This is a genomic window from Chryseosolibacter histidinae (assembly GCF_018598225.1).
In the GTDB taxonomy this organism is placed as follows: Bacteria; Bacteroidota; Bacteroidia; order Cytophagales; family Cyclobacteriaceae; genus Chryseosolibacter; species Chryseosolibacter histidini.
Genome location: NZ_JAHESF010000012.1, coordinates 105,931 through 130,384, shown reverse-complemented (window position 1 = coordinate 130,384; position 24,454 = coordinate 105,931). Strand labels below are relative to the sequence as shown.

At 50.8% G+C, this 24,454-nt stretch carries 20 protein-coding genes; 11 read left to right on the top strand and 9 right to left on the bottom strand.

Annotated elements, in window-relative coordinates; translation table 11 throughout:
* Nucleotides 1–225: 225 nt before the first annotated feature.
* The 7 genes from KK083_RS13925 (at nt 226) to recN (ending at nt 6,242) form a co-directional block, all read left to right on the top strand.
* Nucleotides 226–930, top strand: a complete 705-nt coding sequence (locus KK083_RS13925) for a T9SS type A sorting domain-containing protein (protein WP_254163858.1) — start codon at nt 226–228, stop codon at nt 928–930.
* A gap of 122 nt (nt 931–1,052) precedes the next feature.
* The gene (locus KK083_RS13920; RefSeq protein WP_254163857.1) at nt 1,053–1,832 is read left to right on the top strand and encodes an outer membrane protein assembly factor BamD; all 780 of its coding nucleotides are present in this window, start codon (nt 1,053–1,055) and stop codon (nt 1,830–1,832) included.
* Nucleotides 1,833–1,836: 4 nt separating this feature from the next.
* Nucleotides 1,837–2,160 carry a DNA-directed RNA polymerase subunit omega gene (locus tag KK083_RS13915; RefSeq protein WP_254163856.1) on the top strand — a complete coding sequence of 108 codons (324 nt, stop codon included), beginning with the start codon at nt 1,837–1,839 and terminating at the stop codon, nt 2,158–2,160.
* Between the two features lie 56 nt (nt 2,161–2,216).
* Nucleotides 2,217–3,416: a bifunctional phosphopantothenoylcysteine decarboxylase/phosphopantothenate--cysteine ligase CoaBC gene (coaBC, locus tag KK083_RS13910; protein WP_254163855.1), complete on the top strand. Its 1,200-nt coding sequence runs from the start codon at nt 2,217–2,219 to the stop codon at nt 3,414–3,416.
* Nucleotides 3,400–4,305: a type IX secretion system protein PorD gene (gene porD / locus KK083_RS13905; RefSeq protein ID WP_254163854.1), complete on the top strand. Its 906-nt coding sequence runs from the start codon at nt 3,400–3,402 to the stop codon at nt 4,303–4,305. Before coaBC ends, porD begins: the two co-directional genes overlap by 17 nt.
* Before the next feature lie 59 nt (nt 4,306–4,364).
* On the top strand, nt 4,365–4,589 hold the full coding sequence (locus KK083_RS13900; protein ID WP_254163853.1) for a hypothetical protein: 225 nt from the start codon (nt 4,365–4,367) through the stop codon (nt 4,587–4,589).
* On the top strand, nt 4,590–6,242 hold the full coding sequence (recN, locus tag KK083_RS13895) for a DNA repair protein RecN (RefSeq protein WP_254163852.1): 1,653 nt from the start codon (nt 4,590–4,592) through the stop codon (nt 6,240–6,242). It abuts the gene before it with no gap.
* Nucleotides 6,243–6,303: 61 nt separating this feature from the next.
* Here recN and KK083_RS13890 read toward each other — a convergent pair whose 3' ends face one another.
* From KK083_RS13890 to KK083_RS13855, 8 genes are all read right to left on the bottom strand, one after another.
* A complete protein-coding gene (locus tag KK083_RS13890; RefSeq protein ID WP_254163851.1) occupies nt 6,304–7,032 on the bottom strand; it encodes a YdcF family protein in 729 nt (242 codons plus the stop codon).
* A 47-nt stretch (nt 7,033–7,079) separates the two neighbouring features.
* Nucleotides 7,080–9,008: a RecQ family ATP-dependent DNA helicase gene (locus KK083_RS13885; RefSeq protein ID WP_254163850.1), complete on the bottom strand. Its 1,929-nt coding sequence runs from the start codon at nt 9,006–9,008 to the stop codon at nt 7,080–7,082.
* A 347-nt stretch (nt 9,009–9,355) separates the two neighbouring features.
* A complete protein-coding gene (locus KK083_RS13880; protein WP_254163849.1) occupies nt 9,356–9,796 on the bottom strand; it encodes a hypothetical protein in 441 nt (146 codons plus the stop codon).
* Nucleotides 9,797–9,802: 6 nt separating this feature from the next.
* Nucleotides 9,803–11,095 (bottom strand): ABC transporter permease, encoded by a 1,293-nt coding sequence (locus KK083_RS13875; RefSeq protein ID WP_254163848.1) that lies wholly within the window; start codon nt 11,093–11,095, stop codon nt 9,803–9,805.
* Between the two features lie 31 nt (nt 11,096–11,126).
* Complete coding sequence (locus KK083_RS13870) at nt 11,127–11,777, bottom strand: ABC transporter ATP-binding protein (RefSeq protein ID WP_254163847.1); 651 nt, start codon at nt 11,775–11,777, stop codon at nt 11,127–11,129.
* 149 nt (nt 11,778–11,926) lie between these two features.
* Entirely contained in the window at nt 11,927–13,030 is a 1,104-nt protein-coding gene (locus KK083_RS13865; RefSeq protein ID WP_254163846.1) for an OmpA family protein, read from the bottom strand.
* 30 nt (nt 13,031–13,060) lie between these two features.
* Nucleotides 13,061–14,158, bottom strand: coding sequence for a LysM peptidoglycan-binding domain-containing protein (locus KK083_RS13860; RefSeq protein WP_254163845.1), 1,098 nt, complete (start codon nt 14,156–14,158; stop codon nt 13,061–13,063).
* Nucleotides 14,155–15,003, bottom strand: coding sequence for a DUF4905 domain-containing protein (locus KK083_RS13855; protein WP_254163844.1), 849 nt, complete (start codon nt 15,001–15,003; stop codon nt 14,155–14,157). The genes KK083_RS13860 and KK083_RS13855 overlap by 4 nt, the downstream gene beginning before the upstream one ends.
* 7 nt (nt 15,004–15,010) lie before the next feature.
* Between KK083_RS13855 and KK083_RS13850 the strand changes: the two genes are divergently transcribed.
* Together KK083_RS13850 and KK083_RS13845 are read left to right on the top strand one after the other, a co-directional pair.
* Nucleotides 15,011–16,342, top strand: a complete 1,332-nt coding sequence (locus KK083_RS13850; RefSeq protein ID WP_254163843.1) for an NfeD family protein — start codon at nt 15,011–15,013, stop codon at nt 16,340–16,342.
* Between the two features lie 138 nt (nt 16,343–16,480).
* Nucleotides 16,481–16,951, top strand: a complete 471-nt coding sequence (locus tag KK083_RS13845) for an FKBP-type peptidyl-prolyl cis-trans isomerase (protein WP_254163842.1) — start codon at nt 16,481–16,483, stop codon at nt 16,949–16,951.
* A gap of 153 nt (nt 16,952–17,104) precedes the next feature.
* Here KK083_RS13845 and porU2 read toward each other — a convergent pair whose 3' ends face one another.
* Nucleotides 17,105–22,033 (bottom strand): putative type IX secretion system sortase PorU2, encoded by a 4,929-nt coding sequence (gene porU2, locus KK083_RS13840; RefSeq protein ID WP_254163841.1) that lies wholly within the window; start codon nt 22,031–22,033, stop codon nt 17,105–17,107.
* Nucleotides 22,034–22,255: 222 nt separating this feature from the next.
* Between porU2 and KK083_RS13835 the strand changes: the two genes are divergently transcribed.
* Together KK083_RS13835 and KK083_RS13830 are read left to right on the top strand one after the other, a co-directional pair.
* Entirely contained in the window at nt 22,256–23,176 is a 921-nt protein-coding gene (locus KK083_RS13835; RefSeq protein ID WP_254163840.1) for a sulfotransferase family 2 domain-containing protein, read from the top strand.
* Nucleotides 23,177–23,829: 653 nt separating this feature from the next.
* A complete protein-coding gene (locus KK083_RS13830) occupies nt 23,830–24,402 on the top strand; it encodes a porin family protein (RefSeq protein ID WP_254163839.1) in 573 nt (190 codons plus the stop codon).
* The last annotated feature ends 52 nt before the right edge of the window (nt 24,403–24,454 follow it).

Below are 24,454 nucleotides of genomic sequence, written 5' to 3'. Positions count from 1 at the left end.
CCTGAGGAAATTATGCCCCTTTAGGAGTATTCTCCGCATAAAAGGCTGCTAAAAACGCATTTCCAGCACCGCAACTACCTATTATTCCCCAAATCCTTACAGTAAAAATGGGTTTGCGAACGTTTTCAGCGAAAAAATATTGTATGCCGCCGGAAAAACTCCGCCATAAATTATGAGAAACGGCCGGAATGTTTAAATTTTGTAAAAAACTTCTCTGACCCCGTAATGAGAAAATGTCTTTGGCTTGTTGTCTTTAATCTAATAGCCGTCAGCCTGGCTGCACAGTCATTTGAGATTTCCGGCCTTAAAGACGCCTATAAAGGCCTTATCGGCGAAACCATCAAGGTCCCCCTCCATATCCATAATACATCCGACAAGCCACTGACCCTGGTAATCCGGAAGGTACATGCCCAGATCGGCGGTACACAGAAAAACTACTTTTGTGCAGATAATAACTGCCTGGACCACCGGGTCGAGGACTATACCCTGAAAATAGACGCTTTCCAAACCCTGAGCTTTTTACAAGTAGCGCTGGATGCGGGCCTGGCAGCTGACCATAGCGCGATCCGCTACGTTGCCTTCAATAAGGCCAATCCCGGCGAAAATTTCGAATTTGAGCTGAATTTCCAGGTTGAGGAAAGTCCTAACAAGCTGGATATCTACTCCTCACGCCATATCACCCTCCACGATGTGTATCCCAATCCGGTATCCGAGCATGCCTTCGTGGACTATAAGGTGCTCGATGAAAAGATCAAGGCCAAGATCGTGATCCATAACCTGCTGGGCAATTCCATTGAAGAATACGCGCTGCCCTCCAACGAGAACCGGGTGAAGATTCGCGCCGACGACATGAGCGCCGGGATCTACTTTTACACGCTTTACATCAACAATGAAGGTGTGGTGACCCGCAAGCTCATCATCAAAAAGTAGTTTTCCGTCGCATCAGGAGGCCGATTTATCATATCCGGCCCGAAATCCCGTTTTACAGTTCACACGGCTTATATTATATTTGCGGGCTTATGCGAAATGTAAAAGGATTCGGCTTATTCAGTTTGATACTACTTCTGGCGATTTCCTGCGGGAAATTCAGGAAAATAGAGAAAAGCCCTGACTGGAGGGTGAAGTATGAAGCGGGGCTGAATTATTACGCTAAAAAGGACTATTACCGGGCTTCGGTGCTGTTTGAGCAGATTCTGCCCATCGTGAGGGGGTTGCCTGAAGGCGAAAAAGTGCAGTTCTACCTGGCCTACTGCCAGTTCTATGACAAGCTGTACCTCCTGGCCTCAGAGCAGTTCAAAACCTTTTATGAGACCTATGGCCGCAGCAGCCTGGCGGAAGAAGCCAGGTATATGTATGCTTTTTCGTTGTACGAGTCTTCACCCAACGCCAACCTTGACCAAACCAGCAGCATTGACGCCATGGCAGCGATGCAGGAATTCCTGAACCGTTATCCCAGCAGCAAGTTCAGGGACAAAGCCGTGGAGATCATCGTTTCAACACAGGAGAAGCTGGAGCGCAAAGGTTTTGAGAACGCCCGGCAGTACCACAAGATGCGCCAATACAAGGCGGCGATCGTGGCGCTGAACAATTTTAAGAATAACTTCCCCGACTCGAAATTCCTGGAGGAGGCATATTTTTTGGTGATCGACGCAGAATATGCGCTGGCCCAGCAAAGTATCATCTCCAAACAGGGCGAGCGGTACAAAGCAGTAATTGAATACTATCAGGAATTTCTCGACAAATATCCCGAGAGCAAATTTCTGAGGGAGGCTGAAAAGCAATACGCCGACAGCCTCGAAAAAATGAACTCGTTAAAGAAAACAAACCTGTAGAATTATGGCAGTACAATCATCCGTTATCACACGTGACCTTGATAAGATCGCGGAGCAAACCGGCAATGTTTACGAATCTGTGGTGGTCATTTCTAAACGCGCCAGGCAGATCGCCGTTAACATCAAGGAAGAGCTTAACAACAAGCTGGCGGAGTTTGCCACCACGGTAGATAACCTCGAAGAAGTTTTTGAGAACCGCGAGCAGATCGAGATCTCTAAGTTCTACGAACGTCTTCCCAAACCGACAACAACCGCCACTGAAGAGTTTCTGGAAGGCAAGCTCAGCCACCGGATGCGCAGCGGCGACGTGGATGAGAAGCACGATTAAGGGCTGATCCATATCGGCGTGCCCTTTCCATCCAGAAGCTAACCTGGTCTCTAACCATGCTCAGGGAAAAGAAAATATTATTAGGTGTTAGCGGCAGCATCGCGGCCTACAAAGCGGCTATGCTGACGCGTCTTCTGGTAAAAGCCGGAGCATCGGTCAGGGTAGTAATGACACCTTCGGCACACGACTTCATTACACCGCTGACCCTTTCAACACTCTCCAAAAATCCGGTGCTCACCCACTTTTCAAAGGATGAGACCGGTCAATGGAACAATCACGTAGAGCTGGGCCTGTGGGCAGATGCCATGGTGATCGCCCCTGCCAGCGCCAACACCCTCAGCAAGATGGCCCACGGGTTGTGCGACAACCTGCTGCTGGCAAGCTACCTGTCTGCCCGGTGCCCGGTGTTCTTCGCTCCGGCCATGGACCTCGACATGCTGCAGCATCCGTCAACCAGATCGAACATCGAAAAGCTTAAAGAGTATGGCAATCACCTCATCGAGCCCGCGTATGGCGAGCTGGCCAGCGGGCTGGTGGGTACAGGGCGGATGGCCGAGCCTGAAGAGATCACAGAATATCTGACAACGTTCTTTGCTGCCGGCACACCGCTGGCCGGTAAAAAAGTACTGGTCACCGCGGGCCCTACTTATGAAGCCCTGGATCCGGTGCGGTTCATCGGCAATCACTCCAGCGGCAAAATGGGATTTGCCATCGCGGAAGCACTCGCCGCCAAAGGAGCTATGGTAGACCTCGTCGCTGGCCCCACGCAACAGCACACCACCCATCCGAACATCAGGGTACAACATATTACTTCGGCCGAAGAAATGTACAAGCTCTGCGCCGGCCTTTTCCCTTCGGCTGACATCACCGTGTTATCCGCTGCCGTGGCCGATTACAAACCCGCAGTGAAAGCCGACCAGAAGATCAAGAAAAAAGATGAGACCCTGACCATCGAGCTCACGCGTACGCATGACATTGCGGCCTCGCTGGGCAAGATGAAACACAACGGACAGATCATCGTGGGGTTTGCCCTGGAAACAGAACAGGAACAAGCCAACGCGCTGAAGAAACTTGAATCGAAGAACTTTGATCTCATTGTGCTCAACTCGCTGAACGACCAGGGGGCTGGGTTCGGACACGATACGAATAAAATTACGATCATCGACAGGAAACAACAAACGAGAACGTTTGAGTTGAAGAGCAAGAAGGAGGTAGCCAATGATATCGTCAATGCCATTATTGAAAAATTACATTAACATCACCTGCTCGCTGGTATTGCTGCTGGTATCGCTGACAGCAACAGCACAGGAGCTCAAATGCTCCGTGACCATCAATGCCACGCAGATCCAAACCTCTGACCGCGGCATTTTTAAAGACATGAAAAACGCCATCGAGCAATTCATGAACGGGCGAAAATGGTCCAACGACACTTACCGCACCCATGAGAAGATCGACTGCAACTTTCTGGTTACCATCACCAAGATGCCCGCGATCGGCAACTTCATAGCCTCGGTACAGATCCAGTCGGCACGCCCCGTCTTCAATACGAACTATTCGAGCCTTGTTTTCAATTTCGCAGACCGCGATTGGGAATTCGACTACATCGAGTCCATGCCGCTGGAATACAACGACAACACGTTCACCAACAACCTCACGTCCATGCTGGCGCTGTATGCCTACCTGATCATCGGGCTTGACAACGACACGTTCAGCGAGCTGGGAGGTACCCCCTACTATCAGCGGGCACTTACCGTGGTGAACAACGCACAGCAATCTAACAGGCCCGGATGGCAGCCCATCGGGAGCAACCGGAGCCGGTACTGGCTGGTGGAAAACCTCAACAACCCACAGACGGCCGACCTGCGCAAAGCTTTGTACAGCTATCACCGCCTGGGGCTCGATACTTTTGATCAGACCCCCGACAAAAGCCGCGAAACCATTCTGAAAGGTCTGCGCGACATCAAAAAGATCCGCGACATCAACCCCAACTCTATACTGGTGATCAGCTTCTTCGACGCCAAGGGAAAAGAGCTGGCCAATATCTTCTCCAGTGGCAATATCCAGGTAAGGCGCGAGGCTTACGATATTATCACGGCCATCGACCCTTCGAACCGGAGCAGCTACGAAAAAATTCTTCAGAACTGACCGGCTTTTGATCCGGGATTTTATGATTTTTGATCCAGAAGACCTGTTGTCAGATCAGTATGCCCAGCACCAAACAGCTTCGTTTAAATAACGCCCAGATCCGGAGCAGGATCAAGGAGTTTCTGGGTAAAAAAATTAATATTGTGCTGACTGACAACCGGGTTATTATTGCCGAGCTGCAGGCAGTCAGTGCATCGGGAGTGGAAGTTACCAACATGCGCCTGAAGAAGGCCTTCTTTCCCTTTGAGCAGCTCTATGAAGTTTACTTTGACGCCATCGTATAAATGCTGAAGCACCTCACCATCAGAAACTACGCGCTGATCAAACACCTGGAGCTGGAGCCTTCGGGTCACCTCAATGTGATCACGGGTGAGACCGGCGCCGGTAAATCCATCATGCTTGGCGCGATCGGTTTGCTGATGGGCAACCGCGCCGACACCAAAGTGCTGTGGGATGAGGAAGACAAATGCATCATCGAAGGCACGTTCAATATCAAGGATTATAAGCTGAAAGGGGTCTTCAAGGCCGAAGACCTCGACTACGATGACCAGACCGTGATCCGGCGGGAGATCAGTCCCGGCGGAAAATCACGCGCGTTCATCAACGATACCCCGGTAACACTGGAGGTCATGCGCCGCATCGGCAGCAGCCTCATGGACATCCACTCGCAGCATGAGACCTTACAGCTGGGAAACCAGTTCTTCCAGCTCCAGCTCATCGATGCCTACGCCGAGAACCAACCGCTGCAGGATGAATACCATGAAGCGTGGAGCGCCTTTCTGAAAGCCAGGAGAGAATTTGAAACGCTCAACGGCCAGGCTGAGACCCTGAGACAGGAAGCAGACTATACACGGTTTCAGCTCGACGAGCTTGTAAAAGCAAACCTGGAAGATGGCGAGCAGGAGAAGCTGGAGTCAGAGCTGAAGATCATGGAACATGCCGAAGAGATCAAGAACAGGTTCAACGGTGTGCTCGACCTGATGAGCAACGCTGAGTTTGCCGTCAGGAATTCTCTGGCAGAGATCAGGGGTCAGCTGCAGGCCATATCGTCTTACTCGGCAGCTTACGGTTCATTGTACCAGCGTGTTGAAAGCCTGCGCCTGGAGCTGGAAGATGTTGCCGCCGAGATCGAAAAAGAAGAAAGCAGGATCGAGTTCGACCCCGAGCGCTCACAGTGGATCAAAGAACGCATCAGCACTTTATACCAACTGCAGAAGAAGCACCGGGTGAATGATACCAGGGAGTTGCTGGCCATCCAGGAGACACTGCAGCACAAAGCAACCCTCACCACTAACCTCGACCAGGAGCTGGCGCAGGCGAGGGAACTGTTCACCACGGCCGAAAAACAAGTGAAGAAGCTTGCCGCACAGCTCAGCGAGACCCGCAAAAAAGCATTCGAGCCGTTGAAAAAACAGCTGATCAAACTGCTGAAAGAGCTCGGCATTCCTGACGCCACCCTGTCTGTTGAAACGCAGATCACGGAACCCACCGCTTCGGGCATCGACAAGATCGATATACTCTTCAGCGCAAATAAAGGCATCTCGGCACGCCCCCTGGCACAGGTTGCTTCGGGAGGCGAGTTCTCACGCCTCATGTTCTGCATCAAGTATGTGATGGCGGAGAAATCGGCCATGCCAACGCTGGTGCTGGACGAGATCGACAATGGCATCTCGGGTGAAATTGCCATTAAGCTGGGCACCATGATGAAAGGCATGTCTAAAACACACCAGCTGATCACCATCAGTCACCTTCCGCAGATCGCCGCCAAGGGAGACACCCACTATTTTGTGTTCAAGGACAACTCCGCGAAAAAAACCGTGAGCAACATCCGCCTGCTGAACGCAGACGAGCGTGTTGAAGAGATCGCTAAAATGATCGGCGGAGCCAAACCCTCTAGAGTGGCGTTGGAGAATGCTCAAGAGCTGCTGGCGCAGTAGTGGTAATCGGTAAGTGGTGATCAGTAATCGGTAAGCGCTCACACCGATTACTGATTACTGATTACCGATTACTAATCTCACCCCGGGTTTCCGGTTGCTGCTTTACTTGTTCAGACCGCGCTTCTTCCTTAACCCGCTTACCCATCGTATACTTGAAACGTGTCCAGAAAGACTCGCGCTCTTTGATGGAGACAAAGTTTTCAACGTAGGCAATGGCAGGATCGATGGCGGGCAGTTTTTTATCGTCGATGTCTTTCAGCTCGTCAAAAACGATGGGTACGGAGCGCATGCCGGGGCAATATTTTTTCAGGAACGATCGCAGCATGCCTGCCTGAAAAGGATCTGTGGCCAGCGCGATCTTCTTAAATCCCAGCTGCTGTGCCATCTTCCAGGAGTAGTAAGCATTCTCGGTGCTGTGCTCCGCCCTGGTTTCAGAGAAAAGATGCTCAGCCGGCACACCCAGGGAATCGGCCATCATCTTCATCACAATGCTTTCCACGTAAGGCGAGTAGACAGCCGATCCTGAAAAAATGATATTTCGTGTAATACCGCTGTCGTATAACTGCTTGGCCCAGAAGAGCCGCATCTTCATCACACTGGTTGTCTTCTCTCCTTCATAGGGCACGCCCGGCACGATCACTACATCGTATGGCTTTTCTTTATTGGCCTGGAGGTACGACCGCTTGGCATAATGTGTAAAGGTGCATCCGGTGAATATCAGCGCCACAACAACAAAAACATATGCATGTTTGAAGGGGTTCGGAACCCTGGCGCCTATTTTCTTTACCATGATTTGACTATTAAAAACTAACACTCCGCTGCAAATTACTGCAACAGTCAATCCGCGCCTAATTTATTGCCGGCCAGCCGCAATTTCCAGGTCTTATCATATTCGAGCCTGCCTTCGTCGACCAGCTCGCGAACAACGTCTACGAACAGCTCTTTGTCGTCAGGCGACACCTGCTGCTCAAGCTCCTCTACTGAAAGAGACCGGGCCTTCATGATCATGAGCACCTCCTCCTTCAGCACATCAAACGCTTTGGTATTCTCCTGCTTGCGTTTGCCGATGCAGACGTCGCAAATACCACAGATCTGATATGTTGTTTCATTGAAATAATCCTGTACCACCTGCATGCGGCAGCGGAACGTATTCTGTGTGAAATCCACAACTGCCTTCACCTTGCCCATGATCAGTTTCTTGCGGGCTTCCAGTCGTTCTCTGTCGATGGGCAATCGCGCCGCATCCTGGCGTGGCAAAACAAAAGTGATCTGCGGCTTGTCTTTAGCCGGAATATAGTTGATGGTGTTCAGCTGGTGGAGGTGTAGAAGAAGCGCTACAACGTCTTTTTCAGGAAGCTTCATCGCCCTGGCAAGATAAGACTCGGATATTTTCATAAATCCTGAAAAGAGCTCTCCGCCATAAAGCCGCAGCAGCATTTTGAGCAAAGGATCGAACCTGGCGTTTGCTACCTGGAACTGATAAAGCTCCGTATGGTTGAGCGGTATGTGAAGCGTGGAAGGGCTGTAATAACTTTCATTGAACTGGATCAGGCCTTCCTCCTCCAGCTTCTTCAACGCATTATACACTTCGATGGCGCTCAGTTCGAAACGTTCGGCCAGCGTATGCACTTCAAAGTCGAAGCTCTCGCCCGCCGCGCTTCCCAGTGCGAGCTGGTAATGGTTGGCAAGGGCCTGGTAAACTTTTGCGATGTACTCCGGTGAAGGTTGCGACTGCTCCGCTTTCAGCTGCAGGTTCACCAGGTCGGCATCCTGGTAAAGGATCACACCGAATGAACGAAGGCCATCGCGCCCTGCACGCCCCGCTTCCTGGTAATAGGCTTCAAGGTTCTCCGGAAGATCGAGGTGGATCACGATGCGCACATCAGGTTTATCGATGCCCATACCGAAGGCGTTGGTGGCCACCATCACGCGCGTTTTGTTATGGATCCACTCGTCCTGCCGTTTCGTACGGTCTTCGAACGAGAGGCCCGCGTGATAGAATGAAGCACTGATATTTTTTCTTCCCAGCCATTGCGCCAGCTCCTGGGTCTTCTTGCGCGAGCGCATGTAGATGATGGCCGATCCTTTTACTTTCTGAAGGATCTCGAGCAGCATCTTGTCTTTGTTTTCCGTTTTTCTGACAACGAAGGAAAGGTTGTCGCGCGCAAATGATTTTTGAAAGACCTTTGCATCCTCGCGGAAGGCAAGCTTTTCCATGATATCATCACGCACCTCCGCGGTAGCGGTGGCGGTGAGCGCGATCACGGGCACTTCCGGTTTTATTTCCCGCAAGGAAGCGATCTGCAGGTACGGAGGCCTGAAGTCATAACCCCATTGTGAAATGCAGTGCGCTTCATCCACGGCAATGAGACCCACCTTCATCTGTTTGAACCGCGCCACGAACATCTCTGTCTGGATGCGCTCCGGCGAAAGGTACAGGAACTTCACACCGCCATAGAGGGCGTTGTTGAGCAACAGGTCTATCTCCTGCCTGCTCAGGCCCGCGTGCACAGCCGCAGCAAGGATACCTTTCTTCTGCAGCTGTTCCACCTGGTCTTTCATCAACGCAATGAGCGGCGTGATCACAACACACAATCCATCGCGCAGCAAGGCAGGCACCTGAAAACAAACCGATTTACCACCCCCCGTAGGCAATAGCGCGAGCGTGTCGTTCCCTTCCAGCGCAGACCGGATAATATCTTCCTGCAACGGCCTGAACTGACCGTGTTTCCAATAACGCTGAAGAATGGATAATGGAGTCTCCAAATTATCTTGTTACTACCTCTAATATAAGGGAAGTTTATGAGGGATTGCAGAGCCGGAATGCAGAGTCCACGGTCCATAGTCGACGGTCCACGGACGGCTGTCCATGCTTTCGAAGGCCGTCATCCTGAACGGCGCAGGTGCGAGGGACTTGCGGGAGTGAAGGATCCCATTGTAACATCGTGCGAACGCATCGTACAGATGCCCGTATCAGACTCGCAGTAACCGTCGGGGGGATCCTTCGTTCGCTCAGCACCCGCCGCCAGACCACCACTCAGGAAACCGGTTCCATAAGGGGGAAGTGCCGTGGATTGTCGTCAGTGGACTGTCGACTCTTGAGTAAGAGCGCTCTACTTACTAACCAGAACGGCCTGATCGAGAATAAAATTCACATGATCCACGTTGTCGGCGTTGAGCTTGAGCTTGCCTTTTACGGTGATGAGGTCATCTACCTGGAATTTGCCAGGGCTCTTCGCGAAGTTTACTTCGGCAATGGACTCAGGGCCACCACCGCCGCAGAAGAAACACTGGCTCATGGGGTATTTTGAAATGATGATGTATTCGCCGTCTTCAGGGGCAAAGGGAACGTAGAATCCCTGGATGGTGATCTCCTTTCCTTCCATTGCCTTCAGATCGGCAGAGAAATTGGGGTAGAACAGGTATTCGCCCAGCTTCTCGTGGTATTTGGGCTCGAACTTGGTTTTCGCAAAATCGTTCCAGGTATCCGGTTTTTGGGCGAAAACAGTTCCCGCAGCCACCAAACATGCAATCAATAACAGTGATCTTCTCATAATTTTCTATCCGTTACCTGCCAGCACTTTTGAAATATCGGTGCGATACGCTTGAACGGCAGGGATAATCGCACACAATAAGCCTAATAACAAACTTCCGACCAAAATTATCCATTCTTCCGGATAGAAAACAATACCGCTTATCCCAGCTTTCTGTGTTTCTTCAACAAAAACTGACATCACCTGCAGCACCCCATGACCGAACAGGAGCCCGATAGCGCTGCCCATCAGGGTAAGCACGCTGCCTTCCATCAGGATGGTCACTACCAGCGTGCTTCGCGCCGCACCCATAGACCGCATGATGGCCAGGTCGTATTTCCTTTCTTTCAGCGAGTTATACAAGGCTATGAATATGCTGAGCGCCGAGATAAAGATCAGCACATAGGCAAACCCTTTCAGGATATCGACACCAACACCGAGAATGGAAAAAAGCCGGGCGGTCTCGAAAGCTGGTGATGCAGCCTGCAGACTGCTCTGCCCATTGACCCAGCGCGGCATCTGAATAGCGCCCATGGGCGACCGGTACTGAACCAGCAGTGACGTGATCTCCTTAATGGAATCGCCGGCAGCCACGGAAGGGATCAACGACGAAGGTTTAAAGTCAGCATCGTGCGCATGATCGTGATCTGCCTCACCATGCGCTTCATGCTTCTCCTCTTCATGCTGGCCGTCTGTTTCATGATGCACTTCATGCACCAGCCAGATACTCTCCACGTTGGTGAGAATGAGGTTGTCGAGCACGGAGTTGGATCTTTTCAGAATACCTTTCACCACAAACTTCTGCTCATCGTGGGCGTGGCCATCCTGGGTCAGTCCATGCTGGCTGGTGAAGCCATCACCCAATTTCAGCTGGAGCACATCGGCTACGTTAGCGCCGATAGTCACTTCCATATTTTTCTGCCACCACTCACCTTGCGCTATCTCGGCTCCGTAAATGGCGGGGTATGCTTGTGTGGTGCCGATGATGCGATAGCCATTGTAGCTGTCGCCCAGGGCCATCGGGATTGCTTTTTTCACAAGCCTGTTCCTGGCTACCTTCTCCGCCTCCGAAAGTTTGATGTTACCCGTCGGGAAATCGATGTGAAAAATATTGCAGAGGATGAGCTGCAGCGGACTGCCCTTGGCCCCTACCACCAGGTCTATGCCCCGCGCGTTCTCGGAGATCTTTTGCTGCAGCTGATTGTTGAACAGTAACAATATGGTGATCACTGCAATGCCAAGGCTCAGTAAAACGATATTCAACACCGTGTTCAGTGGCCGCGCTTTGAGGTAGTTCCAGACCAGGATAAAAAGATTCATTCTTCTCAGATTTGTAAAAATATCGTTGAGGCTACAGGATTATTTGTTGTGCGATCTTCGATTTGAGTCGCTGATCGTGGGTGGCGATGAGCAGCGTGGACTGATTTTGCTTCGCCACGCTGAGCAACAGCTCGATCACGCGGTCGCAGTTCTTGTCATCGAGCGCCGAAGTGGGCTCATCCGCGAGGATCACATCGGGTTTATTCAGCACGGCCCTGGCAATGGCTACGCGCTGCGCCTGTCCGTGACTGAGCTGACGAACATCTGCATTCGCTTTTTCTGCCAGCCCCAGCTCCTGCAGTACGGTTTGCACCCTGGCCTCATCATGACTCACCCCTGCTAGAAAAGGTGCCATCAGCAGATTTTTTTTAACGGTCAATGCCGTGATCAAATGGTTCTTCTGAAAAACAAAACCGATGTGCTGACCCCTGAAGTGATCGAGCTTGTGTTCGGAAAGTTTTGTGATATCTGTATCGCCGATCCGGATCATCCCCTGGCCCGGCTTCAGCAGTCCGCCGATCAGGTGAAGCAGCGTGGTCTTGCCGCTGCCCGATTCGCCCAGCAACAGGCACTGCCCCCCCTTGTTTACGTGGAGATCCGGAAACCGGAGCACCTTGTCAGTGGTGTAGCTGTAAAGAAGATTGCGAACTTCAATAGCAGGAGCAGGATTTGCTGGATTCACAGGATTAACAGGATTTAACCAAGATTTAAGGATTTACAGGATTACGGGATTAAATGCAAATCACACGCAACGCTGGCTGTTATTAGTCGACAAATTAAGAAACTTAAGCTTAGCGATGAAAGTGCTTTTACCGAATACTGATTACCCGGTTACCTGATGAACCTGATCTCCACCCTGCGGTTTACGGACCGTGCCTGGTCGGTGGTTTCGGGGATGAGCGGTTTTTGTTTGCCGTAGCCGAAGACCTCGATGCGGTTGCGATTGATACCCAGGGTCTTCAGGTATTCTCCCGCGGTTTTTGCGCGGTTGTGGGAAAGGCGGAGGTTGTACTGGTCACTGCCCTGGTCGTCTGTGTGACCGAAAAACTGCACTTTCAGCTTGGGGTTCATGATGAGCACATCCGCCACCTGATCGAGCTCATAGAAGGAAGACGGTGTGAGCTTATAGCTGTTGAGCTCGAATTGCAGGTTCTTCAACACGTACGTGGTGTTGAGCGTGGCGCTGGCCGGTGAGAACTCGGGCGGCAGCTGCGCGATCACGTTCTCAGACAACCTGTATTTGGGAACAACGCTGACGCCGTCAATGTAATAATAGGCGCTGTGGGCCAGCATGACCTGCGATACGGGCCTGAAACGGATCTCGTATCGCCTGGTGGCCTCGTTGCTGAAAAAATTTCCGATCACCAGGTACTGTTCTCCTCCCGAAGCTTTGTATTCCATGCTGGCCGTTTCCCAGAGACCGGTTGTTTTTGTCAGCGCTGAATCGCGGACCACCGAGAGCGTTGGCGTGAAGCGCAGCTCGTCATCATGCCTTTCATTCAAAGGCTTTCCTGTCAGCAGAAGGCCGATCCTGTCGATGGAATATTTTGAATAGGACGACAGCTTGTAATGGAACTCGATGTGATAAAGGGAGTCTTTCACCAAAGGTTGCAGCAACTGGCACTGTAAATATTCACGATAGGGATCATCACGGTCCATCCATGCGTAGATGCCCGCATAACCATGACCGTCATAAGCATCGGAGACTCCGGCCCAGTTGTGCGGAACGTTGGCTTCACCGTCGCTGCATGCATTGAAATAATCAGGAGTACCGGTACCTGCCGCACGCCACGGCGCTACGCGAAATTCATGCGCAGCTTCGCTGAAGTTACCAGGGCAGGCTTCGTATTCTTCAAAACCCGGATTGGGCACCAGGTTCTGTGCCTGCGCGCAAAAAGCACCCGCCAGCATGAGCAACGGTATCGTCTGTTTCATGCTCTTTATAACGGACGCGGAAGCACAAAATTATTTATAGTAGGTGACCTCCACCCTGAAGCGCTGATCGATGGCGCCGAGACGGTCGTAAGCGGACTTTGAAATACGGATGATCACCTTGTTGGTCAACGCCGTGTCAGGCAGCTTGCCCATCACACGCACGAACACTTCGCGGTTGTTCATTTCGTTCCGCACTTTCAGAATGGTTCCGATGGGTGCCGTGCGATGCAACGCCAGGTACTTGCGGTTCCCTTCTGTGCCTTCGATCAACTCAGCTACACCACCTTCAACGGTTTCAGAACCGTTCTTGATGGACTCGGAGATGCGGATGGTTTGAGGTTGCACGGGAGGATCCTGTACGGTGGGAGCATCTTTCTTCACATCGGCAGGCGGATCTTTTTTGACATCTGCCACAGGTGTTGTTGACGTCTGTGCCGTTGAGCTTGTGGACCTGGTAACAACGGGTTGTGTAGTGGTTTTGACAGAGTCGGGTTTCTTGGCGATCGCTCCCCGCTCCGGCTGCGTTACGTACAGGGTCTGCCCGACCTTCAGCTCCGATCCTTCCAGGTTATTCCAGTCTTTGAGCTGGTCAACCGTGATGCCATATTGTTTTGAGATGGAGAACATGGTCTCCGCCGCGCCTACGGTATGAACGCCTTTCCGGCTTGTGCTCTCCGAAGAGGTTCTTACCGGAGTTGTGGTTGCTGTGGTGCCGGTGGATCTCTTTTTGATCACCAACTGCTGCCCGATCGACAGTGTATTGTCGGAAAGATTGTTCCATTGCCTGATCTCGTCGATGCTCACACCATATTTTTTCGAGATCGAGAACATGGTCTCTTTGGCCGCTACTTCATGAACGATGCCATCGGCCGGCCGGTTAACGGATGTTTTTGGAGCATAAGGAACCTTGAGGATCTGTCCTATTTCAAGTCCAGCGCTGGCGCCGGAGTTGTATTGAACGATCGCGTCAACGGTAGTGTGATAACGCCTGGATATGGCAAACAGCGTCTCCTTTTCATCTACTTTGTGGATCACGAACAATTTTCCGTTGATGGTTTCCACACCGATAGAATCCAGGGGGGCACCTGAACCGTAAGAGAGACCCAGAACAAGCAATAGTTTAATCATACCAGTTTATAACTAACCAACTCACACTTATTTTTTACGAAAATTAAATATCCGGAGAAAATGAAAAAAGTATCCAGCGCTATTCCGTTCAAATGCTCGCCGAGGATTTCTTTTAACATCAATTCACCCGACGAGTTAAAGACAAACAAATAATTAGCCAAATCATTCTGCCCTGTAAACGCTGAAATCAGGATCAACGAATGATACTCGCAATATTCTATCGAAATGATCGGCGAAATATCGCATTTTCTATTCAAAAAGGCCCTGATCGAATCAAAATGAGCCGTTCCTTCCCGGTACTGAAACGGACGGGTGATCAATAAATTTTGTTCGTCCGGTAAAACCGCTGGCTTCTGCAGTGTCTTACCATCCGCAAGGTCAAGGATCTCTTCCCTGGCGCCCATCTTTGTATCAACACCCCATACCCGCCCACCTGCAACGGATGTAATGGTGAAATTGTTTTTCCACCACAATACCTGCCGGGTGTTCACATCAACGGCCAGCGCACTTTTTTTATCCGGGTTGTTGGTGTCCGTATAGATCGTCAGCAGCAGAACGTTGTCAGCGATCGCCTGCAGGCTGATCCACCACGGCTCTTCAAAAGTCACATCCTTCCACAGCCAGGTTGCCGATACCAGATCGACAGCTGAAAAGGAAACCTGTTTACGGTCTGTGTCCCGAATTTCGAGATATAACCGCTGGTGAAGGGGATCGGCAAGTGTTTTCCAGATCACCCCGTTCACTTTTCCGGAAAAAGAAAGTTGTATGGTCTCAGACAAGTTGTTCCGTGCGCAAATTAATTGATTACCCCATCGGATTTTTTTAGCTTTAGGGGATTTGCCCATGAAAGGTATGAAAAAAACAGCCCTGTTGTTTATCGCTTTTCTCTGGATGACGGTGGTCATCGCGCAGCAAAAGAACGTAATGGTGTTGGACATCAAAAGCGAGATCGATCCGCGCATGACACGTTACGTGGAGCTTGCCCTGAAAGAAGCGGAGAAAACCAATGCCGATCTGGTGCTGATCGAAATGGATACGTACGGCGGTATTCTCACTGATGCCAAAGAGATCGTAGACAAGATCATGGGTTTTAAAAAACCGGTGTGGGTGTTTATCAACTCCGATGCTGCATCGGCCGGCGCCCTGATCTCCATTGCCTGTGACAGCATCTACATGGCCCCCGGTGCAAGCATCGGCGCCGCCACGGTGGTGGATGGCTCAGGTGAAAAAGCGCCTGACAAATATCAATCGTACATGCGTTCCATCATGCGCTCCACTGCCGAAACCAACGGACGCGATCCCCGCATCGCCGAAGGTATGGTAGACGAGCAGATGGAGATCGACAGCATCAAAGCCGCTGGCAGGATCATCACATTTTCCACAACAGAGGCCATACGGTATGGCTATTGTGAAGCGAAGGTTGAGTCCATTGAAGAGATCCTGAAACGCAACAACATCAGCGATTATACGCTCACCCGTTTCGAGCTCGGCGCCCCGGAAAAGATCATCAGCTTTGTGCTGAACCCTTTCATCAGTGGCCTGCTCATCCTCATCATCATTGCCGGCATCTATTTCGAGATGCAGTCGCCGGGACTCGGCTTTGCAGGCCTTGCCGCGCTGGTAGCCCTGATCCTCTACCTTGTTCCTTACTATCTCAACGGCCTCGCCGAATATTGGGAGATCATCGCGTTCTTCATCGGCATTGTGCTCATCGCCTTTGAGATCTTCGTGATCCCCGGGTTCGGTATCGCCGGTGTGTCAGGCATTGTGCTCACGGTAGGATCGCTGGTACTGATCATGCTTAATAATGACTCGTTTGATTTCGAGTTCGTCAAGATGAACGACATTCTTGTTTCGCTGGCAGCGGTCATGGGAGGAATGCTCGGCGGTGGTATACTTTTGTTCGTGCTGGGCGCCAACCTCGACAAAACACGTTTTTATAAAAAAGTGGCCCTCACCGATACACAAGACAGCGGAAAAGGATACACATCAAACCCTGTGGAAATTCCTTTGGTCGGCAAAGCGGGTGTAGCGCAGACCGTTCTCCGGCCCAGTGGCAAGGTTATTATAGATGGGAAGATCTATGATGCTTACACGCAGGGAGATTTTATTGACAAGGGCCAACGTATTGAGGTTATAAACGACCGGGGCTCAACCCTGAAGGTAAAATTGCTTGAATCCTGAGCCGGAAGCTGTAACTTTGCCTGACCTGAACCGGCAAATTCATACCTTTACCGAACATAACAGAGGGACAGCCTTTTCTGCTCAGTAACTGCTCTGCACAATCCCTGCCTCTCGAAATTTTAACGTAAACCAATTCTTATGCAAATCACGAAAAACAAAGTGGCCTCTATTCATTATACGCTGCGCGATAACGAGGGTACTGTTATCGATTCCAGCGAAGGCCGCGATCCGCTTAATTACCTTCACGGTGCAGGCAACCTGATACTGGGTATGGAAGAAGGACTGGAAGGTAAATCGAAAGGAGATAAATTCGACCTGAAAATACAACCTGAAAAAGGCTACGGCGAAAAAGACGAGAACCTGGTGCAGAAAGTGCCCCGCTCTGCTTTTGGCGATCAGGAAGTAAAAACAGGCATGCGCTTCTCCACCAACCAGGGCGGCGTTGTCACTGTAACCCATGTTGGCCTCGATGCCATCACCGTAGATGGCAACCACCCACTCGCCGGCGTTGAGCTGAACTTTGCCGTAGAAGTGATGGACGTACGCAACGCTACCAGCGAAGAGATCGCCCACGGCCACGTACACGGCCCCGGTGGACACCATCATTAAACAATAGGCAGTAGGCAAATGGCAGTAGACAACGGTTGGTGAAGTTTTACCAGCTTGTGTTTCAATCAAAGATACTCAGTCGAGTTAATCACACATCACCATTGCCTACTGCCACAATCGCGAAGCGATTGTGATTTGTCTACTACCTACTGTCTATCTCACCAGCACGATCTTCCCCTGACTACTCACTTCCTGATCGTGTACACGCAGTGTTAGCTTGAAGACATAAACACCATTGGGTAGCGGATTGCCGGCGGGGTCCAGCGCGGGCCAGGCAATGGTATTGGTACCGATGTGAAAGGTACCGGCATCCGTTTCAGAGAACTGATGAACCACCTGCCCCGTGAGAGACAATATTTGTAAGCTAAATGCAGTGGGTATATCCTGTCCTGATACGGTGAATGAAAAATTCGCTTTGTGATTGAACGGGTTGGGATATGGCGGCAGGATCGAGACGGTTGTCTCCGTCTTTACCTGGAACATGATCTCGTAAGGTGTAGCACCGCTGGGATTTCCCTTGACATCGCGTCCCTCAACACGTAAAATATAGGTGCCGTTCTGAAGATCCGCAGGGCTAAAGTCCACCATAAAATCCGATGTATCGGTTTCTGCTTTCCAGCGCACATCCGGCCGCGAGAAGTGAACAGCCTTCAGCGCACAGTCTTCGCCCTGGCACGGTGAAGATAACAAGATAGCCATGCCTGTGGTATCTTTCTTCAGCATGAAGGGATTGCTGTCGCGGAGCCTGATGCGTATGTCAGGCGATGGCGACACAAATTCATTCCTGTAAATATGCCTGCCGTCAAAGGTAACGTCCAGCACCGGTGCCTGCGTATCGCCAGTGATGTTAAAATGCTTGCGAAGCACAATGAAGTTATTGTCGTAGCTCTGCTCAGCCACCACCCTGGGGTTTACAAATACCTCGGCATTGTTCAATCCCTGCTGCCCTGCCGTGTTAAAGGTTACTGTAAATCGTGTGGTGTCGCCGGGCGCCGGAGCACCGATCTTCATCACCTGGCGCCGGGCGTTGAAACTTTCGGGGTCCACTACATTGTAATTCACCGTAAGGGAGTCACGGAACGCATAGTTGCTGATGTTGATGAAGCTGTACTGGCCATCCCATTGCTGGCCTTCAAAAAGTAACTGCTGGGCTACTGATCCGCGGTATAACAAAAGGCCTTCCGCCACGGGCTCGTAGGTCACCAGCCAATGGTCGAGCTGCGCGGCGGTGAGAAAAGTGTTGTCTTCAAGCTTGAGCGCGATCCTGATGTACGGATATTCCTGCGCGTCGATCTGTGTCAGGTCGTGGTCGTCCGTGATATCTTCCATCAGCAACACTTCGTGGCCATCCAGTTTTATTCCTGTAACATCGAACAGCACTTTATCAGACGGGCCTGCTTCCGTGTAACGGACCATGAACTGACTCCACGCTTGTGCCGGACCGATCACCGCCGTGCGCAATGTTCCGGACGAAAGCCTGCCCGTGATGGTGCCGGTATGTTTCACACGCTGCTGATTGGGCGGGTTGGTCATATCGCGGTAAACTTTCGCTGAACCAGGAGCCGTTCCCTTGCGCGCAAAGATCACCACTGGCTCACCCGGTTGCAGTGCGTCGATCTGCGCTACCGCGATGCCCAATTCACCAAGCTTGTTCTTCGCCGCGGCAGGCCAGGATGCATAACCGGCATCACCTATATTAAAGAGCACTACGGAATCGCCGACAGGAATATTATCGACATATCTTATCAGGTCTGCGTTGTTGCCCACCGCCAGCTCTGCCGGCATGAAGCTGTTGATCACATACGGCTCGCGTCCGCAGATCAGCTTCCTTCCGCCATGGCTATTCTGGATCTCGTACCACGTCAGGAAAATTCCCGGGTAGGCCTGGGTGGTTTTTTTATCGAACGCCACCAGGTTGATGGTGTTGTTACGGCAGGCAAAATTTCCGATGCCTGCCTCCTGCTGCAAATTGTATTCAGCCCCGTTGATTTTAAGACTAACGGAGTCGATGGGTTTACCTGCCGCGGCGCTGAAAGTTTTGATCGCGATATCAGAAGCTGTCTCTTCAAACTGCAGGCGTCTTAACAGTGGATCTTTCACCAGGCCCTCAGACGGGTTGGCACCGTACTGGGGAAAATGAACCTGGGCCCAGCCTTCGGGTCCATCGGCAATGTACGTGAATGAGTTAACGTCCCATTCCTTGCTTTCATTGGGCAGCTCATTGACCAGCTTCGTTCGCCAGTAATAGGCCAGCGTATCGTTCGGCAGCAGGTTGATCTTTTGTGTGGCCAGCACGGTGCCCCTGAGGGTGTACTGTTGTTTGAATCCACTGTTAAAAGCATCAGTGGTATCCACTTCCAATAAAAATTCACGTTCGCCAGAGAGCATGTCTGTGTGCTGCAGCGAAAGGTTGACCTCCCTTGAATTCACGATGGCATAGTTGGAAGGATACAGGTTCTTGGTACCGTTGAGCGGAATAAAAAAGGTTGCCGAAGCCGTGTTGTTGTCTTCACGCAGCTCATCGATGGCGTGGTCTGCATCGATCTCGATGGTAAAGGTGTTGTTGCCAAAACCGCCTTCCACATTTCCGGGAATGGTAAAGCTGATGGTATCCTGGTAATAGATCGGGCGGAAAGTTGAATCGTAGGTAACAACGTTTCCATTGCCGAGGGTGCGTGACACCGTGACGCTGAAGTCTTCATTTTTAACGTTGCCGTAATTGCTGATCATAAAATTCAACACGAAAGAACCTGAAAGCGCGGTGACAGGCTCTCCATCGAGCGAGTTGATGGAAATATTCTCTGCGCCAATCTGATAATCGGGTTCCAGGGCGCCGAACAGTTTGATGGCAGGGTCGCCCAGCAGTATCATCTGTTGCGTCTGGGTAGTCGGTTCGGGCTCCGTGCCAAACATGCTATGGAATCGACGGGCCACTTCCTTCTGAATGTCGCCCACTCCCTTGTTCATGAACTGGAGGTCTGCATAACCTACCTGGTAAAAAAGCGACGAGTAGTTACGCAGCGATGAAGCAAATCCGAACGAGCTGTGCGCGATCATGCCAATAGCTCCCTTGTTGGAGCTGTTGACCCAGTTCTCTCCGAAATTGGTGACATTCAGAAAGAACGATCCGGCAGCGCACCCATTCATCAGCAACAGCGGATATTTTCCTTTGTTGTTATATCCCATCACAGGGTCGGTAACATACCCGATATCGAAGTCAGAGGTGTTGGCGGCAGAATGACCGAAAAAGGTGATGAGGTTCAGCCCGCTGTTCACTTCGTCTGCCACGTTGATCACTTCAATATCAGTAGACTGTTTGGCAATGGCTTTTACTTTTCCTCCCAGGTACAACGCGCTGGCCACGGTTCCGAACTGCTCCAGGAACGTGCGGAACTGCTGCGGCTCGCCCGGAAAAATACCTCCGCTCAGGTGAAGCACATTCTTTCTGCGGAGATTGTCATAGGGCAAAGCCTCTGTCTCCTTGACCTTGTTAAGGTAGGCGGCAACATCTTCAGGTCCCATGGCAGACAGCCTTCCCGTGGCAACGGCGGCAGCAGCCGTACCAGCAGAAAGACCGGCCGAGTATATCATATCTGAGCCAGGAAATCCTCCGGTTGGAACAAGATCCTTGTGCGCGGTAAACGGACCGGGGTTCCTGTAATAATTTGTGTTGATGTCTAACCCCTTGCCGACCAAAAACAGGTAGTCTGGAAGCTTTCCTGTTTTTAAAAATTTAAGGAAACGGTAAATGGCCAGCGGTGTGGTTTCGCCATAGCTGAACTGATCGTAAAGCTGGTTGATATTGACGATCAGGGTATCGTACTGCCCACCCTGGGGCAAAGCCCGGTACTCGGCATAAGCTTTCACAGGATCGGTATATCCCGAGGCGGGTTTTCGCAGCAACGGGTGGGTGATGATCACAAAATCCTGCTGTGACGGATTGATGTTACGGAAGATCACACGTTTTACAGGCGGCGTAAATGTTGCGCTCGTCGCCAGGATCTTTCGCGACACTGCCGCAGAATTGATGACGGCATTCAGCGTGGTACCAGGTTGTGTGGTGAAGATCCTCCTTACGTTCTGGGGATCGGTGATGTCATACAGCCGGGTGCCCGCCGCCGGATTTTTGATCTCGATATAGGCAGTACCGCCAGCGTTGGGGGCGAGCGTAAAGATCTTGTCAGCCGCCAGGGCCATATCTGTTTGCTGGGAGTAACGCAAACGGATGTAGCCCACGCTGATCCGGTCCGGCGATCCTGTAACCTTTGCCCTGATGGTCACCTTTCCATCGCCACTGATATCGCTCCACATCAGCTGCTGTGTATGCTTATAAGACTGATAGGCCGGAAAAGTCACGGTTGTGAGCAGCCTAGCCCCTGCGTATATCTCCACGTTGTGATTCATGGGGCCTCTACCTGTCAGCAGGATCTCGACCGACGGCTCGCCCGCTGCCGGCACTGTGTTCATAATTCCTTCCAGCTGGTAACTTCCTGTTTGCCCCTGGATGATCTGACCACCCATCCAGCCTTCTCCTATATCAAATGTGGAGGCCATGATATCGCCGTAGTCCATTCCTGGCGAGTACTGATCCTTTAAAACGAGCAGCTTCTCATCAATGTGATGGGCTTGCGGAGAGAGTCCGGGGTTTGACGGCGCTGAAAACGGCATTCGTTTTCCGTTGTTGAAGTCGAACGTAAGAAAGTAAGCCGAGGCGTCAGCGTAGAGGTTGTAGAGTGTATGGGGCTGCGACGAGGGATCGTTGTAAAGCTCTGTATCGAGGGTGCCGTCGTTATGCCGGCCGTAGAATTCAATGTAGTCGCCGGCATCGAACAGGCCATCTGTTTCACCCTCAACGTGAATGGCAACCTCCACACCCCGGTGAAAAAGCCGGAAAGTACGTGGATCTACTCCGGACGGGAAGCCGGCATTCTGCAAAGTGGCGGGAGTAAGCCGGTACAGACTATCGTGGGCGACCTGGATCTTGAAGTATGGCTGGCCGAAATGGATCCATTCATTACCTACCTGGGCAAACCCGGGTAAAGCGATAAAAAATCCTAGAATGGCAAGAACCCAAACTCTCATGGATATGCGCAGCAGCCCCTTCAGTTAATCGGTAAATATACAAAAACGGAACGTCTTGTTTAATACTGGAAGAAGCAGTAAAGTAAAGGTCTCGCTGCCAAATTTAATGCAGATAACCGCTGAGGACGCAGAGGGCCGCAGAGGTTTCTTTGCGGTCTTTGCGCCTTCTTTGCGGTCTTTGCGTTTTGCATTTGTTTTATATCTTTAACCAAGTATATCTAAGTGATCTCAAACCTGCTGAAATATTTCCGTTTGCTGTATCTGATCGCTCGTCACGGCAGCTTTATGCACAGCGGCCACGATTTCAGTCGCAAACGGCACGACAGCCTCCAGGCCCTGAGAAATTTTACTCCCGGCCGAACGACAAGCCGCTCCGCATTTGGGTTAAAAATACGATCGTTCTTCTGGCGGTATGCGCTCACAAGAACCGTGATGTCTGAAGCCGCCTTTGTAAAAACGAGTCTCTTCCGGCAAGGCGGGCACCTGCACAACCCCTTCCTTAATATTTCTTACGTACGCATCCCGAAATCGGCAAGCACGTCGCTGGCCTTTGTCATGCTGCGCACCATCTATAAGGATATCAGCGAAGGCAACCTTTCAACAGCCGAGATCAATTACCTGGCGGATGTCAACTTGAGAAAAACCATTCCCCTGCAAACCTCCGAGATCTTTTTCACGTCGGTGCGGAACCCTTTCGCGAGGATCGTTTCTGTTTACCGTGATTTTTTTGAAAACGCAACCGATGAGTTCCTTTACGAAGATTATCTCTTTGGAATCCTCGCAAAAGACCTGTCGTTCAAAATATTTGTGAGGCGTCTGCAGCAGATACCGGATCTGCTCAAAGACCAGCACCTGAAGCCGCAACACCTGTTCCTGGACTATTACAAAAAAAGACAACAGCAGATCGTGATCCTCAAAATGGATAAGCCTGGCGAGATCGCTTCTTTCCTTTCTATCTACGACCTGGAGATCCCCACGCTCAATCAAAGCACCGATCCCTACGATTACCGGTCATACTACGACCTGGAAACGTTCGACACCGTGGCGCGGATCTATGAGAAAGACATCAAAATGTTCCACTACGAACAGGAGGTGCAGGCGCTGAAAGTTTTTTTGTACCAATCTTTAGTCGGCGACCGGTAACCGGTATTCGGTGATCGGTATTCGGTAATCGGTTTTTGAGAAGTTGTGCTTGTGTGTTATTGATCATCCTTTATCCGTCACAGACTATTTCTTACTCATCTCTCATCACTTATTGCTCATTCCCCATCACTTATTACTCATCCACTATCACTTGCTAAATAATTATTGGTTACGGATCACTTTTTACCGGGCACTGATCACCTGATCTCTGATCACTTATCAATCATTGTCCATCACTTATAACGCATTGCGCGTCACTTGTTGCTGATCTCTCATCACCCAATCATTTTTTTCGTTTCGCCGGTTACCAAAGTTTCACTTTGAAGTAACATCGAAGATGAAGTTCTCCATTTGTAGTTGTCGCATTTCTTTTTTTTGTGCGCTCAAACGCGTCGACTCATTCAAGGTTTGACAAAATCACAATTTTATTTTTCAGTGAGTCGTCCTCTTAAAAAAATCCAAATAAAAAGCATCGTCTTTTCTAGGTATTTGAAAAGGTTACATGAAAATAAATTTTGTGAAGCGTGCTTTGAAGCGCTGGCGCTTTTAACAAGTTTTGCATCGTCTTAAAAATGGCTATGGTTAAAAATTCTATTAATCTCTTAATTGTTACAGCAACACTTCTCTTATCGGGTTCAGCAACCGCGCAGATCATGTTAGGTGCGAAAGCCGGTGCTAATCTTTACGACAACTATCAATCCGGCAGCAAGTACTACGTGAGCAAACCTCATACGGGATTTCACGTAGGCGTCTACGGTGATTACCTTATTTCTTCTGAGATGTCGGTGCGGGCAGAAGCGCTGTTCTCCACAAGAGGATCTTACCTCAGCGAGTATGTCAATGGCGAACGTATCGATTATGAGCAACAAGCTTCTTACATCGACATTCCTGTCTCGCTGAGTTACAGGGTGATGCCTGCTGTGAGCGTTCACGCCGGCGTGCTCTCTTCCCTGTTCGTAGATGAGTTCCGGTCGATCACAAAAAATTCCGGCGGATTCGGTTTACCTGATAATGACCAGCTCAAAAGTTATGAGCGCTGGCAATTCGGCGCACTGGCCGGTGCTTCGTACAACTTCACTTTAATGGATCACGGCCTGGAAGCAGGTGCCCGTATGAGTGTGGCGCTCACCAACACGCATGAGCCGGTACGCCAGGCACGCGCAAGCCGCGATCCGAAATTCATGATGATCCAGTTATATCTCGCGTATAACATCTTCACGTTCTGATCATCTTCTTTTTTTTCGAGTAGTAACTCCATTTTTATTTATTAAACACATA